9 protein-coding genes and 1 pseudogene are annotated in these 15,829 nt (G+C 54.6%); 6 read left to right on the plus strand and 4 right to left on the minus strand.

Annotation, left to right across the window (positions count from 1 at the left end; all coding sequences use genetic code 11):
• The first annotated feature begins 312 nt into the window (after positions 1-312).
• Both SO139_RS36660 and SO139_RS36665 read left to right on the plus strand, forming a co-directional pair.
• Positions 313-566 (plus strand): annotated as a pseudogene (locus tag SO139_RS36660) (FitA-like ribbon-helix-helix domain-containing protein).
• A complete protein-coding gene (locus SO139_RS36665) occupies positions 563-970 on the plus strand; it encodes a PIN domain-containing protein (protein WP_498541540.1) in 408 nt (135 codons plus the stop codon). The pseudogene SO139_RS36660 and the gene SO139_RS36665 overlap by 4 nt, the downstream one beginning before the upstream one ends.
• 266 nt (positions 971-1,236) lie before the next feature.
• Here the strand turns inward: SO139_RS36665 and SO139_RS36670 are convergent, their stop codons facing one another.
• Positions 1,237-2,877, minus strand: coding sequence for a CBASS cGAMP-activated phospholipase (locus tag SO139_RS36670; RefSeq protein ID WP_498541541.1), 1,641 nt, complete (start codon positions 2,875-2,877; stop codon positions 1,237-1,239).
• Between the two features lie 63 nt (positions 2,878-2,940).
• Entirely contained in the window at positions 2,941-5,937 is a 2,997-nt protein-coding gene (locus SO139_RS36675) for a WD40 repeat domain-containing protein (protein ID WP_498541542.1), read from the minus strand.
• 430 nt (positions 5,938-6,367) lie between these two features.
• Here SO139_RS36675 and SO139_RS36680 point away from each other — a divergent pair, with 430 nt between their 5' ends.
• Both SO139_RS36680 and SO139_RS36685 read left to right on the plus strand, forming a co-directional pair.
• Positions 6,368-7,702: a hypothetical protein gene (locus SO139_RS36680; RefSeq protein WP_498541543.1), complete on the plus strand. Its 1,335-nt coding sequence runs from the start codon at positions 6,368-6,370 to the stop codon at positions 7,700-7,702.
• 44 nt (positions 7,703-7,746) lie between these two features.
• Complete coding sequence (locus SO139_RS36685) at positions 7,747-8,139, plus strand: hypothetical protein (protein WP_498541544.1); 393 nt, start codon at positions 7,747-7,749, stop codon at positions 8,137-8,139.
• 571 nt (positions 8,140-8,710) lie between these two features.
• Here SO139_RS36685 and SO139_RS36690 read toward each other — a convergent pair.
• Together SO139_RS36690 and SO139_RS36695 are read right to left on the minus strand one after the other, a co-directional pair.
• Complete coding sequence (locus SO139_RS36690) at positions 8,711-9,070, minus strand: hypothetical protein (RefSeq protein WP_498541545.1); 360 nt, start codon at positions 9,068-9,070, stop codon at positions 8,711-8,713.
• Positions 9,070-9,516: a TIR domain-containing protein gene (locus tag SO139_RS36695; RefSeq protein ID WP_498541546.1), complete on the minus strand. Its 447-nt coding sequence runs from the start codon at positions 9,514-9,516 to the stop codon at positions 9,070-9,072. The genes SO139_RS36690 and SO139_RS36695 overlap by 1 nt, the downstream gene beginning before the upstream one ends.
• 494 nt (positions 9,517-10,010) lie before the next feature.
• Between SO139_RS36695 and SO139_RS36700 the strand changes: the two genes are divergently transcribed.
• Both SO139_RS36700 and SO139_RS36705 read left to right on the plus strand, forming a co-directional pair.
• On the plus strand, positions 10,011-10,862 hold the full coding sequence (locus tag SO139_RS36700; RefSeq protein ID WP_498541547.1) for a toll/interleukin-1 receptor domain-containing protein: 852 nt from the start codon (positions 10,011-10,013) through the stop codon (positions 10,860-10,862).
• A 609-nt stretch (positions 10,863-11,471) separates the two neighbouring features.
• Positions 11,472-15,206 carry an NB-ARC domain-containing protein gene (locus tag SO139_RS36705; RefSeq protein ID WP_498541548.1) on the plus strand — a complete coding sequence of 1,245 codons (3,735 nt, stop codon included), beginning with the start codon at positions 11,472-11,474 and terminating at the stop codon, positions 15,204-15,206.
• Positions 15,207-15,829 lie beyond the last annotated feature (623 nt).

Genomic DNA, 15,829 nt, shown 5'->3' on the forward strand with positions numbered 1-15,829 from the left:
ACAAGTGATTCTTTCGATTCAAGACTTTGCCGATCAGCGGATCAGCCCGAGTGGTCAAAGTTATGGGTAATTGAAAGCTTCACCGGACGGATACGACCAGGATCGCCAAACCGCGACATCAACCAGCTACTGCCCTGGGCCTACCGCGCTCAAGCCTTCAAGGCCGTGGCCTGAGAACGACGCTTAAGAACTTCGGCATCCCCGTCTGGAGGTTCGGCGGCGCGAGAGCGCCGCAGCAATCGCTCTTGAAAAAAATGCTTATCAGACATTCTACTTTGATAGCATCGCAGTCAGTCTCCTGAGGGCGCCATCATGGCCGCTGTCACCATCCGCACCCCTCCGAGGAGGCACGTCGCGCCCTGAAGGTCCGCGCGGCGCAGCACAATCGCAGCGCGGAAGCGGAAATGCGCGCCATTCTGGAGGCCGCCGTGCGTCCCGAGGGCCGCCTGCGGCTCGGCACCGCCCTGTCGGAGATGAGCCGGAAGATCGGCCTCACCAACGCCGTTGTCGAGGCACTTGAACATGGCCGGGACGCGCGTGCCGCTGAGCCGATGCGCTTCGAATGATCCTCCTCGATACCAATGTGGGCTCCGAGGCGATGAAGCCCGAACCGCATCCATCGGTCCGTGACTGGCTCGACGCCCAGGCGGCCAAGACGCTGTTTCTCTCCAGCGTCACCATCGCCGAACTGTTGTTCGGCATCGGCGCGCTGCCGCGCGGCAATCGCAAGGACAGGCTGGCGGCTACGCTCGACGGCGTGCTGGATCTGTTCGCGGCCCGAATTCTGCCCTTCGGTACCGCCGTGGCGCGGCGCTATGCCGATCTCGCCGTCAAGGCGCGCGCGGCCGGAAAAGGCTTCCCCACTCCCGATGCCTATATCGCCGCGATCGCCGCCGCGCACGGGTTCGCCCTGGCATCGTGCGATACGAGTGCGTTCAATGCCGCCGGTCTGACGATGATCGATCCCTGACCGTGGCCAGCTGATAGGGTGTCGAGCGGGCGCGTCACCGTGACGGCAGAAAAATTGCTGATCTGGGTAAAAACTACCCCCTTCCGGGGCTCGCCGGCGCCTCGCGCGTAGTAAGGCATGAAATCGCCCCCTGATTGAGGCTTGATCGCGGCTTATTAAAACCGCCTAAAGCGATTGGCCGCCATTATGCCGCGAACCATTTTGCTCAAGCCCTCATAGCCGTGGCCCGAAAACGACGCTTACCAAGAAGGCAAATCCGACTTCCTTTAAGATGCTTCCAATCGCCAGTCTGATGCGTGGAGACCATCCAAGAACCTTGATCGCACCGCCACGAACGAGTCCTGCCCGACGTTTGAACCACGCAAGGCCATGTCTTCGATCGCCTCGGCACTGTCCAGCTTGATTTCTGTCGGCGTTTCCTGGTTAACCCGTAGGTGGCGGGCGGGACCGAGAAAGCTGTCTGCAAGAGTTGCAGCGGCATGCTCTTGTGCTGCAAAGAACAAGTCAGCGCTCGTCGGAGCCCAACCCAGCTTCCCTTTTCCGAGAGACTCAGTGAAGTCCGTTTCGTTTCCCATGGTACCGACGCTAAGAACGTCAATTCGGTCAAGAGGAATTTTAAGATATCGAACGGCTTCGGCGATGGCAGGTAGGATTGGATTGTTGGCCCAGATACCTCCATCAAGATATCTCGCAATAGCGACCGTCCCATCAACTATGGCTTCGTCGAAATAAGTAGGCGCCGCAGACGATGCCAACGCAGCGTCAACGGCGGAGATATCCGAAAATCCCGTTCGGTCGGGGGAATGCGCAGTTACTATAGATTCTGCTTCCCCGTGGATGGCCCTCACGGTCGGAATTACAAGTCTGCAACAAGAATGCTCAGAGAGCTTGCGGTCTCCCAGAACAACCTCGAGCGTCGAACGCAGCGTTTGCGATTCATGCTTTGACTTCAACCAGTGCCGAAGCTTTCGGTTCTCGGGGAAGATCTTCGGTCCTTCCTTTTTATAAAAATTGAGCATCTGAAGGGGAGTAAGTCCCAACCCTAGCCCTATCGCAAGAATAGCGCCGGTGGATGTCCCCGCCACCAAGTCGAAGTGCTTCACAAGCTCGTTGTTGCCGCCTCTTTTGAGCATATCATCCCATTTGGCCAGAACAGCCGCCGTAAACGCCCCTCTAAGGCCTCCGCCATCAAGGGCCAGAATGCGAAAGAGCCTACCTCGCGGAACGCTTTCGCGAACCAGTGGAAGCAGTTTGACCTGTGAGATAATCCGCCTGACCAAGTCAGAGACGTCTGTGCTTTCCGCGATCACCTGATTCTCTGAAGCCGGAAGGCCATTTTTTAATCTGCCAAAGATTGTGTCCCGATGATCATCCACATATCCAGCTACGGCACCACCGAAGCCGGCCACAACGAAGCCGGCTTTCCCGCGAAGGAGCATCTCCTCCAACTCTTGAGGCACTCCTGCGAGCGCTTTCGCGATTTGGTAATGGTTGCCTCCTACAGCCACAACCACATCGCACCTCTCTGCCATCCATTCTCTCATCGAAACCAAGCTCTCTGTCTTGGTCCCGTTGCGGATCTCGGGGATAATTTGGACAGCCGCATACTCCCGAACGCGCTCTATTTCGGCCAATTGCTCGGGCGTTCTCGCATATTTCTCCGCCCGAACAAGCGTAAGAGAATCCCTCGGTCCGCCTCCGTTCACATATGGTCTGGCAGCAACTTCCAGAGCTTTTTCAAAGATTGGATGGCTTCCGTGAACTAATGTTCCTCCTTCACGGAACACGGCCGCAGCGAAATTGGAAACGAAAGTTTCGACTGCAGCGCCTTGGGTGGGTGTACTGTCCTCTGGTACGGCACCAGAAAGGTTTATGCGAATTCCTTGTAAGGCTGCTCGATGTGCCATGACGAACCTCTGTGCTAACTTTCGCCTGAACGATGATGGAGTCAGCTAGTCTAACGGTCGCGCTCAAATCAGGGGCAATATGTAGCTGAACCTCCGGCTCCAAAAGCTAACCGCAAACGGACCGGCTCGAAAGCACTGGTCTTTGCCACTCGGTGGAAGCTTTTCGCTACAGACCCGGCCTCTCAAACTCTTATCGATGTGGGGCGACCACGACACATCGTAAGTTACGACCTCCCCCCCCGCGGTCGTCACGAGAATATGGTTTCCATCTTTTGTGAAGAAAGCGTCATTCGCCTCTCTTCCTGGAGCAAATTGCAGTACCGTTGATTCTGTCTCAACATCCCACACACGAACCGTGCGGTCGCTCGACGCCGTTACCAGTCTCGCCCCATCGGGACTCAAACGCGCTGAATTGACGTCGTAGGTGTGCCCACTGAATGTATGAGCGACGCGACCGGTTGATAGATCCCATACACGTGCCTTGTAGTCTAAGGACGAAGTCGCGAGCTGTCGTCCATTTTCACTAAAGTGAGCGCTCAATACCGGCGACTCGTGCTTCAGTTCGACAGCGACCTTACTTGCCACTGCATCCCAGATATAGACTGACCATTTGCCGTCCGATCGGTAGTCGGATTTTGCGGCGACTCGAGTCCCGTCCAAATCAAATTCCAGACTGGTGATCGCGTGCATTCCCGCAAACGGCGACCAGTTTCCAGTCTTCAGGTTTGTTATACCGTTGTGCGCCGGCCCTTCATCCACTAGCGACGCAGTTGCGACCAAGTCGCCCTTTGTCGCAGTGGCAACAAACGACCGGCCTGGGGGAAGGGTCCTCAACACCTGACTGGTGCCTAGATCGCGAGACCAAACCATCACTGTGCCGTGTTCCGAAGAAAACGCGATCGTTTTCGAATTTTTCTCCAACGAGACACTCGTAATGGGACCGATATTCGGATTGGTTTCATCGATCTGATGAAGACCGCCCTTGTCCTTGAGTTCATAGAGGATCACCCGGCCGTCAAAAGTCCCGACCGCAAGTACGCGACCATCTGAGCTCAAAGCGCTAGATTCAATTGAAAATGAGGAAGCCGGGACACGATCTGGCACCTTGTCCGTGCCCATATTCCAAATGCGCACCGTCTGATCGTCAGAAGAGGTGATGATCCGCTTTCCATCGTGACTAAATTGGGCGCTTAACACGGGACCGGTATGCCCTTTTAGCGCGAAGATCTGCGTAACACTGCTCGTGTCCCACACTCGTGCCGTTCCGTCCAGCGATGTCGTAACTATCAGTCGTTCATCAGGACTGAACGACGCTTTACCTACACCATAAGCCTGGAGCGGAAATGAGATACGCCTATCGGAGGAGAGATCCCAAATCGCGATCTCCCCATTTGCTGAGGTCGAAAGTACGCGCTTCCCTTTCCTGTCAAATTGAGCGCTCCAGACAGCAGGAAACCCCGACGGCTGGAGAACTTTTTGTGTTTCTCCTGACTTTGAGTCCACAATAGCTATAAGACCATCACGGCGGCTGACCACGACTGATCCTCCGTCGCTGCTATATTCAGCATCTGTTGTGTAGCTGTAGTCTTCCGGGAGACGTGAAATCGGCAGCTGGAGTCGGCGTTGCTCCGTTCCTTCACGCGCGTCCCATATCCTCGCGGTACCGTCATCTGACGTCGTCACAACAGTCTTCCAGTCTGGACTGAACGCGCCACTGCGAGTGTCCTTGGTGTGACCAGTCATCCGAACCGTTCGAGAACAGCGGTCCCTGTCGTTTCCAGAAGCGCAACTTGAGCAGTTTGGGTCCCAGATCCACGCGCCGTAGCTGCCCACGCTGAGGACTCTATCTTCCGATGCACCGAATCGAGAATCTCTGACCCAGTCGGTGGTGCCGTTGTACTGGTTCCGCTGATAACCCTGAAAGGCATCAAATTGACGACAAGTGACTTTCTTGTTGCCTGTGCGACTATCCCAGACCGTGACGGTGCCCGCTTGAGACGCAGCAAGAATCTCTGTATCACTTGGGCTGAATGCGACAGTCTGTATTGGCTTACCGTCATCCGTTTTGAGCTGACCTCCATACGCCGAGAGCTGCGCCGCGCCCGCCAATGTGGAAAGCAGATTTCTGACTATCTGATCGGACCAACCATGCCGCCAGAACGGGTCTCCATCAGCCGGTAGGCCGCTCAGTGCAATTTTGATCGCCTCTTCATATCGTTGGTCGCTCATCGCCGCTTGCGCCGCTTTAGTCGTAGCATCGATCTGTTGCGCGTCTAACGTACGATCTGCAACCGCAGCCATAATCGCCGCAGCAGCAACACCACCGCCGATCAATGCGCGTCGAATCCGTCGCTTCAACCTAAATGCTGCCATCGAGTTCGGAATCAGATCTTCCGGACTAATTGTCTTTGCATATTTCAGGGATAAGATATGAGCAGCCAAGCGAAACCGTTCTTCGTCGTAATCACGAACCTTGATCCAAGCATCGGATTCACGTCGCGCCTTTCGCTCAAACGCGGACTGGATTGGCCGATGCCAAGCCAGCTTGCGATAGTACCCCCTCAAATCAAACCAAAGCGGATTCATTCCGCTCTGGTTGTTAGCCAGAACACGGGGAAGTACTCCATCCACAATGACATTCCCCCTCGAATCGACCTTAAGTTGGCCGTGAGTAAGGACAAAATATATAGGGCCAGAACCATTTCGCTGACGCCACCAGTCGATCTCATCGTTTATCCAGGGATGTTCAATCGTCTCAGCGCCTGAAAAGACCAACAAGCATCGCGACGTTTCCTGGCGCGCGAGTACCACCTTGCGAATAAGTTCTTCGAGAGTGTCTTGGCTTCCGGTTTCGACTGCAGGAACTGGAAAATCGTGGCCATCTACACATAGAGCGAGCGGCGTTTGGAATTCCTCTGGAAGAAGACTGTCTCGGTGCAAACCTTCAACGAACCTTTCAACGTCTCGCACAAGATTGCGATCCGGATCGGTTGCGTAACTGACGAACGCATCGTAGGCAGCCGAAGTCGATTTCGCATCAACAGCTGGAGTCGTGTCCATCGGAACTCTCTGAAAGCATTTTCTCGAAACTGAATTGTCTCTAGTCGAAACGGTCGTAGGGTGATCTCGAACGTACCTTGAGGCGCAAGTAGATGCACTTGCACTATACTCGCGCAACTGAGTTGGGATCATGCTGGATGACGTCGCATGCGTCTTCCAGGATGCTCGTCATGACAAAAAAATATCTCTAGAGGTGTTTACAACGACGTCTCTCTGAGGTTGTATCACAGAATTCGCATCCTTTTGATAGAGCCGCAAATTTGATTGCAATCGCCCTGTGGTTGGGCGGCGCATGAAAAACGAGAGGGTATGCGGGATCGGCTGGCAGTTGATGCTCCGGCGGATGCGGGGCGCGCCTTTGCCGTGCGCAGACCAGAGTCCACCTTCACCGTAGTCCTTATAGGTAGAGCCCGCACAGCAAGGAGCTTTCATGAGCATCGGCCGATGGTTCACATTGATACTCCTGCTTTTGATTGCCGAACCTTCATCGAAGGCGGTTGCCGACCAGGTCGTATCCTCGTCCAAAATCGGAATTCTTGTTACGCCAGGGACGGATTCGGACGCGCTGAAATATTATCAGCGCATCGGACCATTGCTCGGGGTAAAAAACGCCAAAACAGATTTGCCAAATCTCACGGCCCTTGTTCAACACTTCGGGTATTCATCGCTGACCGCCGACAAGCTTGAGTCTACCAAGCCGATCGATTTGATAAAGGCCTTCCCGGGCGATCAGATTCTGGCCACGAGGTTCTTTGCCCCTAAGATCGTCGATTTCAATTTTCCGGGCACCAACCCTTCCTACCCCTACAAGGCGGGATGGCGGAAGCTTGTTCGCATGGCTCCTCAACCTGGCTCGAAGGCAGAAAAAGCAGGACTTGGCGCAGCCTACATCCTGTTCAACTATGTGCAGGACGATCCGAAGGCAGATCCCTTTCCAGACACAACTTTCAAGGTTGAATCATTCAACACTCAAGTCATAATCCCAAGAGCATCGTTCAAGAAGGATGCGGAGGACGCAGCTCTATTTCTTGACTACAATCCCCGGAAGGTCGGTTACACAGCGAGCGACGCGCTGTTCGCGGCATTTGACACCGCTCCCGATCCGAAGAACACCCACCAAAATTATTACGTACCGATAGCGTGCGCACAATGCCACGGGCACGATCAAGAGGGCGGATCACCCACCAAGCTCGGCACATTTCCGTATATCAAAGTAAACTATCTAGATTCCGATCAGTGGTATGACATGGCGCGCTTTGGCGATTTCCCGTCATCGCCAAACACCCAGTTCGATGTTCTGTACGATGGGGGCAGCGATCATACTTCCGCGCAATACAAGAGCGCGGTTGCTGTTATTCGAAAGCTGAACGAGCTGATTCGTCAGCAAAATATCGCCAGCGCTCGAAGTGACGAATCCGACCTATTTCGCATCAAGGCCGTGGAAAAATGGCTCTTCGTCCACCAAGCCAAGGATGGGCCAGTTGATCCAATCGAACGTGCGTTAGACCTGGGGAATGGTAGCGCTGTTTGGAAAAACACCGCTGACGAAAAGCACCTTCTCGAAACGCTCGATCACTACTGCTTCCGATGCCACAGCTCGGTGCTCTACAACGTGTTCGATAAACAGGGCGTTCTTGATGAACGCGCAGCGATGATACGGCGCATCCAGCTCGTACCAACAGACGTTCGGCATATGCCGCAGGGACGCGTGTTGGACGCTACCACCATTGCGGACTTGGTGACCTACCTCAAGAACCTTAAGTGAGCGCTCTTACACGATGCCGGAGAACGAGCCAAAGGAGAGACCTAATGACGCCAGCAAGACGTATCACGTATTCCGACATACAAATGTACCTCGAAGGAATTGCAAATAATCCCAACAATAAAAGAAACGTCGATGACTCGGGCCATGGCCGATTTTGGAACGTGACCTACCAGCAATTTGTCACAGGTGTTGTTCCCAACGAGGATTGTAAAGGTGCGCCTATTCCGGTCGTTGATCGAAATCCCGCTCAATGCGCCTTCTATCAAGCCTTAAAGAGTAAGACGGGTTGGTGTCAGCTCGGTCAAATGCCGAGAGGCGGCCCGTTTATTACCGATCCTGGTTACTCCGTCCGGCTGAGCAATGGCGCGATCATTTCAGGCGCCGATATCGATGCGAATATTGTCTGGTGGCTTACAAATAACATTCCAGAGAAATAGAGATCGCAGTCTCGCGTGCGATAATTTTTGTTTTCCAGATGCTGAGGTAGGTCTAAATGACCCATTAGCGAGCAAGGGCATCAGGAGCGAAACGCCATTGTGTGCCCATCGCTGATTTGGCAGAAAGCTCCTGGATCTGTGAACGCCTCACGTTTCTCACAGTCTCGACCGACCCTTTGCCGACCTCCGGCTTTCGATGTGATTGTGCTGCTTACCGTTCCGATCCGACGCCCTTGCTTAGACCAGCTCCTCGCGCAGAGTGAGATTAAGGGTTCGCCGGCGCTACCTTGACTTGTATCCGAGTTGATTAGTACGATCTTAGACGCGCAAATGAAGCTTTGAGGGGCGGCTATCGTCATGCGTTTTCTGGTTCGTTGCTCGCATTGCAATGTGGCTTTATTGACGGCACGGCACCGCATGTGGCGGAGTTCGTGATGCGAAAGCCAAGGCTATTCTTCAGTCACAGTACAAAGAACGGCTCGGCTGAACGGGCCTTTCTTTTGCAACTGGCTAACGCCCTCCGGGCAAAATATGAGGTTCTCCTCGATCACGAAACACTCGAGCCTGGCGGTCAGTGGCGTTCTACCATCAATGTCCGCCTAACCGGCAGTCGCGCAATCACCTCCAGTGTACTTGGTATGGGTTTCTCGACAGCTATCTCGTTTCGGATGATTTGCCGTATCCGCGTTGCGCCCGCACTTTGACGAATATGCCATTGGGCGAGCACAGCAATGTCCGAGACGTCGCCACCGTCGACGTTCAGTTCGTGTCCAATGTCTTGGAGGAGCCCATTCCAAGAAGGATATTCAGCGGCCATGGAGTCGCCAGCGCCGATAAAAATCGCGGCCGTCTCTTCGGCCAAGGCCGCAGGATACTCGTTGAGAAAAATGCTCGATTGCTGCGCTTGGTTTTCGGAGCGGCCATCCGTCACTATTTCCCGGCTGCCTTTGCCGCTTCTTCGATCCGTTGCTTCAGTTGAGTGTGATCGACGTACTTATACACGGGATACCCATGCCGAGTCAGCAGCGCGGGGGTCGCCCCTAGGAAATCAGTCTCACCAGCGAAGTTCTTGAGGTGGTGAATCTGGAGACCTAGAATCCCGTTCCCTCTCTCAATAGATTTCTCGATCTCGTAGTTGATGAACTTCCTTCCCGTCGTTTGCGCGCCAATACAAACGACAGTGACGCTGGTCCCGTGTAAGCCGTTGTTGATGAGAGCTCTGACAGCTTCGGCACTCTTCCTTTTGGCTTCCTCCCAAAGCGAACTGTCCCTAAAACCGGCAGCGGCTTTGTCGATGATTTCAGGCAAATTTCTAACCTGATTTACGCGTACGATGTCGCGCTGATAGTGGAAACTGAAAAAGACGCTTCTCGCCATACGAGGCCCCTAAAGAGATCAAATCAACTCCAGCGTGCGACATTATGCATACTCTCGTACCGGACGCTACTCCCATGTGAATCGACGCGGCCTTGGCTGCAGCGAAGCCCGCCAAGAACGCGCGCCCGCAAAGCTCGTCAGCAGCACGCAGGCTGAATACGAGCGCATGCTGACAAACGCGGAGCCGGAATTCGGTAACATGCCGATCGCAGCACTCGACGATCAGCGGCTTCGCCGAGACTTCTTGACTGGCGCGGGAAGATCGCGGGCCTCTGTTCAACGCGAAGGTGACAACCACCTTCAGCGATCTCAGCTAACCGCCCCATCGGGCTATTGCGGACCGAGGTATTTCCCCGACTTCCCGCCGATGCCGGTGAAGGTCAAGTAGGCCATGGAAATCAGCCTCCAAAGGGTTCATTATACTTAGGGGGCGTAGGGCCCCACACGTCAATTTTCGAAGGTCATGTAGATAGCAAAACAATCGCTGGACGATTATGGGCGATATTTTCATTAGCTATGAAAAGTCCGACCTGCCCAAGGCAAAGATGCTGGCGCAAAGGCTTGGGAGCCAAGGATGGACGACCTTTTGGGACCGGAAGATCCCAGCAGGGAGCACCTGGCGCAAGACGATTGGAAAAGAGCTTGATGAGGCGCGCTGCGTTGTCGTCCTCTGGTCCAAAGCTTCCATCGGGTCTAGTTGGGTGCAGGATGAAGCAGACGATGCTAAGCGCCGAGGTATCCTCGTTCCTGTTCTAATTGAGAATATCCAATCCCCTATCGGCTTTCGGAGCATACAAGCGGGCAACCTCGCGAATTGGGAAGGATCGGAATTGGCAGAAGCGTTCGAGGGATTGATCACCGATATCGCGGCGCTTATCGGATCGCCTCGCAAGCTGGCCCAGCCGGGCATGCCGCCTGCGGGAGAGACCGAGAGGCAGAACAAGCCCCTTCGGGACGACAGTAAGACCAAACCGCAGCCAGAAGCTCGGCATAAGGTGGTTGAACAGGTAGAACCCGGACCGAAGGAGGAGCAACGAGCGCGCACACCTCCCCGGCCGCCTGCTAGCGCTCCAGTAACGCGACTTGCGACCGTGGAGCAAGGGCAACAAATTCAGAATGAGCGGGGCAAGCAAGCCGAACGTCTACCCAAACGGAAGAAACTTGAACCTCGCTTCGTGGCCAAGTTCACCAAAAATAAGCCCAAGCGAGATAAGGAGAACTGTTACGAAATCAGTTTTGGCGTCCTTGGATATCCTTCGGTACGCGGCAGATCGTATTCTTCACCGACCATCCTGACAGCCTTGAAGAAGGAACGTCCCTTCAGGAGGCCCTCTGCACGGTCGTGATAGTCATGCCACAACAGAAGGCGGGTTTTTGTGAATGAAGATGAAGCCTGGGACATAGATGGGGACTTCAGGTTGTATGCTGTCGGCGTATTCGGGGACGGCCGCACCTTTACGCTCTCGACCATGCTCTGCGACGCACTTGACGCCCATTACAGCGTGGAGTTTCCTGAGGGCGTTCCAAACCGTTTCACAGAAGCGATTTCCGACCTTAGAACCACGCGCGAATAAGAGCGCGTTGACGCAACTCTGCCCGCGCCTTTTGTCGGCCCGTCGCCCCCGCGGACGCGGGCCCCGCTTTTAAAATTCGACATCCATCGACGTGTCGCCCGCCTAGTTTGCCGCGCATGGACATGCTCGAGAGCTTGCAATCAGCATACTCTGACTATGCTGTTCCAGCACCTTTAAGCGAGCCAGCATTTCCGTATTCCTAAGTCCTTGAGCGAAATTCCATCGGCTTCGCTTGATCACATTTTCCCGGTGATTGCGCGATGCCAAGCGGATAGAAGGCCATCTCGCGGTTGCCAGAGTTTTTGAGGCGCCGCAGTATTATAAACTGTTGTCCTCTGAAGTCTGCTACAGTCGCCAACCGCCTCAGACGATGGATCTTAGATGACTGAAACTTCGCGACCGCGAATATTCTTATCGTACGCACGATCAGATATTGCAGTTGCCCGAGATTTGCGCGCGAGCATCGAGGCCGCGATTGGCTGCAACGTTGTCTGGCAGGACGCGAGCAACCTCACCGGCGGTAACTGGTGGACGGAGATCGAAGAAGCGATCCGTGGCGAATCGTCGGTCGAGCATCTTGTCTTGCTTGCTTCGCGAGCGGCACTCACTCGTCCGATTGTGCGTGCCGAATGGCGCTTGGCGCGCCGTGAAGGTAAAACGGTCACGAATGTCTTCTGGTCCGCGCGACCAGATTTTGTCCCAGCAGAACTTGATCAATTGCCGAATTGGATAAAGGCGAGGAGCTTAGTCGACCTTTCGCTTCCCGAGAGCTGGCGTGCTTTCATCGACCTGCTTAGGACCCCAGGTCAGGCGACCTACCGCCCGCTTATGGGCCCTGGACTGGTCGAAGGATTCGTGCAGCGAGCCCTCGAATTAGCGGAGTTGCGCTCAAACCTTTTGCAAGAACCCGCAGGTGAAAGCCCAACTACGGTCGCGCTGCGGGGCGCGGGCGGGTTCGGAAAGACCGTTCTTGCTTCGGCTATCGCTCGTAACGAAGAGATCCAGGACCATTTCTACGATGGAATCCTGTGGGTCACTCTGGGGCAAAAGCCTGACCTCGCTGCGATCATCTCGGAATTAATCTACGAACTAACGCACCAACGGACGGCCTACGGCGATTCCTCGGCAGCCGCGGTTCGCTTAAGGGCCCTTCTCGAACACCGCCGCTGCCTTTTGGTGATCGACGATGTCTGGCAGACCCAGCATCTGAGCCTGTTTCTGGACGGAGCTCCCTCGACAATCAGACTTGTTACGACTCGGCGTGACGACGTCCTCCCGACGCGTACAATCAAGATTGTCATTGACGGCATGAGTCGGCCCGAAGCAGCTCAATTACTCACTCAGGGAATCATCGATCTCAGTCCCGCGGATCGAAAGGCAATGGTGCGATTGGCAACCAAGCGTCTCGGCGAATGGCCGATCCTACTGAACTTGGTAAACCGGTTTATGCGGGCGAGACTTGCCCAAAACGAACCGCTGGCCGAGACCATTGCGCATGTGGACGCTAGACTTGATCGTCGCGGCCTAGGTGCCTTCAATCGTCACCTTGAGCAGGACCGTGCGGCTGCTATAGATGCAACAATCGGTGCCAGTCTCGATGCTCTTTCTGAGTTCGATAAGGTGGGGTATCCCGCAGATTTCCACGTTCTGCGCTATCACGAACTGGCTGTGTTTCCCGAGGACGTGAGCATTCCCGTAGGCACGGTTTCTCGCCTGTGGAATCGAACCGCCGCAATCGATGAGTTAGCAGCAGATGAGCTTTTAGATCGCTTTTTTGAGGTCGGTTTGTTGCAGTCAGTCGATCGCGCTAACCATACAGTGCAATTGCACGATGTGATGCGAAAATACCTTGCCGACCGAAACGGTGAGGACAATACCATCACGCTGCACAACAATATACTAGCTGCCTACGGCGACCCAATTCAACTAGATATCGAAGATGACGTCGAGCGAAGCTACATCTATACTTGGTACTTGTTTCATCTCCACTTTGCCGGAATTGGGGACGCAGTTGAAGCGTTACTGCTGGATCCGATATGGCTACAGAAGAAGCTTGATGTGCTACGCAATCCAGGCTCATTGCTAGGCGACTTTCGCGAATACGCAAGAAGTGGGACTGCGCACTCGGTCGGTAGGGTACTTACCTTGACATCCGACATTCTTTCCCGCGACCCACGACAGCTATTGCCACAACTTATCGGACGCCTCTGTTCGGACTCTTCGTTTGTCGCGAAAGCTCGGCATTGCGTTACGGTACCAAACTTTGTGCCTAGGACGCCTTCGCTCCTCACGCCAGCAAGTGGTGAAGTTTTTCGCCTGAATTGGGCAGTGCCATTCGTATCGCTTGTCTCTATTGACGATCACACCCTTGCGACACAGACAAGCGATGGCGTGATTCAGGTATGGATGATCAAGGATGAGTCCTTAACGCAGGTCGACTCGCGTCTGTGTGATCCCGTTAAGCACATCTGCAGCGATGGGATTGGCCGCCTATATTTTGTAGCAGCAACAGGCGAACTCGGGTTTATTGACTTCTCAAACGAGAACGGTCCGACGATCGTCTCGACGTTTGTGTTTGATTTTCGGCTAATCCATCATTTAAGCGGGCAGAGTCTTGCCTATACGAGTGAGGCAGGAGAAGTAGGTGTAATCGACACGGATACTGGCAAAGTGACAAGCGTCAAGTTGCCCAAATCCGCGACGATCACTTGCGCGGCAAGCAATGGCTCCGATCTTCTCGCCTTTGGTAGTTCAGCGGGTCAAGTTTATCTGCTGAGCATACCGTCCTTCACTGTTCGATCGTTTCCAGCGACAAAGTCCGACAAAACATTTAGAGGACCAGACCATATATCATGCTTGGCGTTTCTAACCCAAAACTTGTTGGTTAGCGGCATACCCGGCGGGTGGATGAGCTGGTTTACGGGATCAACGGGCCTGCGCTTGTGGGAAGCCAGTAGTAGGAAGCTCAAATTTGAGATGGGAGGGCCCATTTTCGGCACCAATGCTCTTGCCATCTCAAACGGGACCATTCTCGCGGCCAACGGAAACAATGGCATCGAGATCATCGAATTCAAGAAGTCGGATTGGGAATCGACGTGCGTCCTTACTGGGCATCATTGCGCCGTCACCGCGGTAGTGTCCTTGCCGGACAAGCGCGCTGTTTCCGTATCTGCAGACGGCACCATGCGGCTTTGGAGTTATGCTAGCCAGGTCAGACCCGATCGCAGACAAGCACTTAGACACACTGATGAAGTTCGCGCACTTTGCGCTTGTGAGGACAGTTCGGTCATATCTGGATGTGCGTATCCTGAGTCATCCGCTATCGTCTGGGATGCGGACACCTGCACTCCGAAATATGAGGTCAAAGAGATATATGCCGCCGCGGCCATAAATTGGGTTGGCCAAGCTAACGCAGAGGAGTTGGCGCTGGCTTACGACGATTTTCAAGGCCTGAAGCTTCACTTTGCGTCATTGGCCGACGGCGAAAAGCTCCGCGAGGTCGACGTCCCCGTTCAAACTGATGCTGCTTTTCGGGCAGTGTCGAGCGACAATACGGTTTTCGTTCCTCTGCGAGGATTTCTTCGGGGAGGACATGGCGTTGCCGCTATCTCGCTTTCATCCGGGACGATTCAGTGCCACGTGGCAGAAGAAGTTGAGGTGACTGCCTTAGCTTTGAATCCGGAAGGCCATCTGTTTGTCGGCCTACATAGCGGAATGGTCACGCTGCGGGATCGGCGGACCTTGGACGTAGTATGGCGCGCCACCCCAGTTTCCCACGCAATCACGTCTATCGGTGCCATTTGCGGAAGCAAGATCGCCGTTGGCACTGCCGATGGCCAAATTGCAATTCTCAGCCAGTTGGACGGAGCGCTGCTCGGCAGAATGTTGGGTCATTCTTATGCAGTAACCGGAATCCAGGAGATTGAGGGGGGACTAGGAGTGAGTTGCGCAGTCGACTCGACCATACGGCTTTGGAATCTCGAGCAGCGACAAGAGATTGGACGACTCGACGGCGATGCTCCTTTTACAACAATCATCTGGCTGCCGAGCAGGCGAACCGTGGTTGCGGGCGACAACAGCGGTGGGATTCACTGGCTGGAGGTCATCGGATACTAGGGTCGCTTCAGAGTTCGTTCGAATGTATGTCTCGAAAGAAGGCATTCCGCCGAAAGAAGTTGCGCGGCGAGTCCGTTGACGGCGTGTTTTGTGCAATAGAGGCCCGCCACGCGTATTCTTTAGATTCGATTGCCGATAGAGATCGCCTCAAGCTACGTTCTGAACAACGGCTCGTTTTCGGTGGCACCGGTCGTCATGCGTCGTCCAGAGGGCTTAATCCCTACGACAGCACGCGGGATGGCCGTACCCAGCGTAGTTACACTGGTCCCGGAGGCCAATTTCGCCGCGAAAAGACTGCCGAAGCCGGCGAACGAGCAGGGCGTTCGGATGGGTGAACACAACAAGGACGGCTAGCCTCCAAACGCACAATAGACAAGGCGTCGACCTACGACATTTAGCGCGCAACGCGACGCCCAGAACTCAACATCGTGTGCATTTGCCCAATCGGCTCACAAATTTTGCCTTTTGGCGAAAATCGACTCTAGATTTCTTGGTTCTTCGACTCGCGAATTTTTGGCGGCCCACGACAGATCAATGAGTTAGGCGACTCGCATTTGATTGGTCCCGACAATGGCTTACTTCGTTCCCGTTTCCTGCGGCGCAATCGCCGCACCAGAAACCGC

The organism is Bradyrhizobium sp. UFLA05-89 (assembly GCF_059803475.1).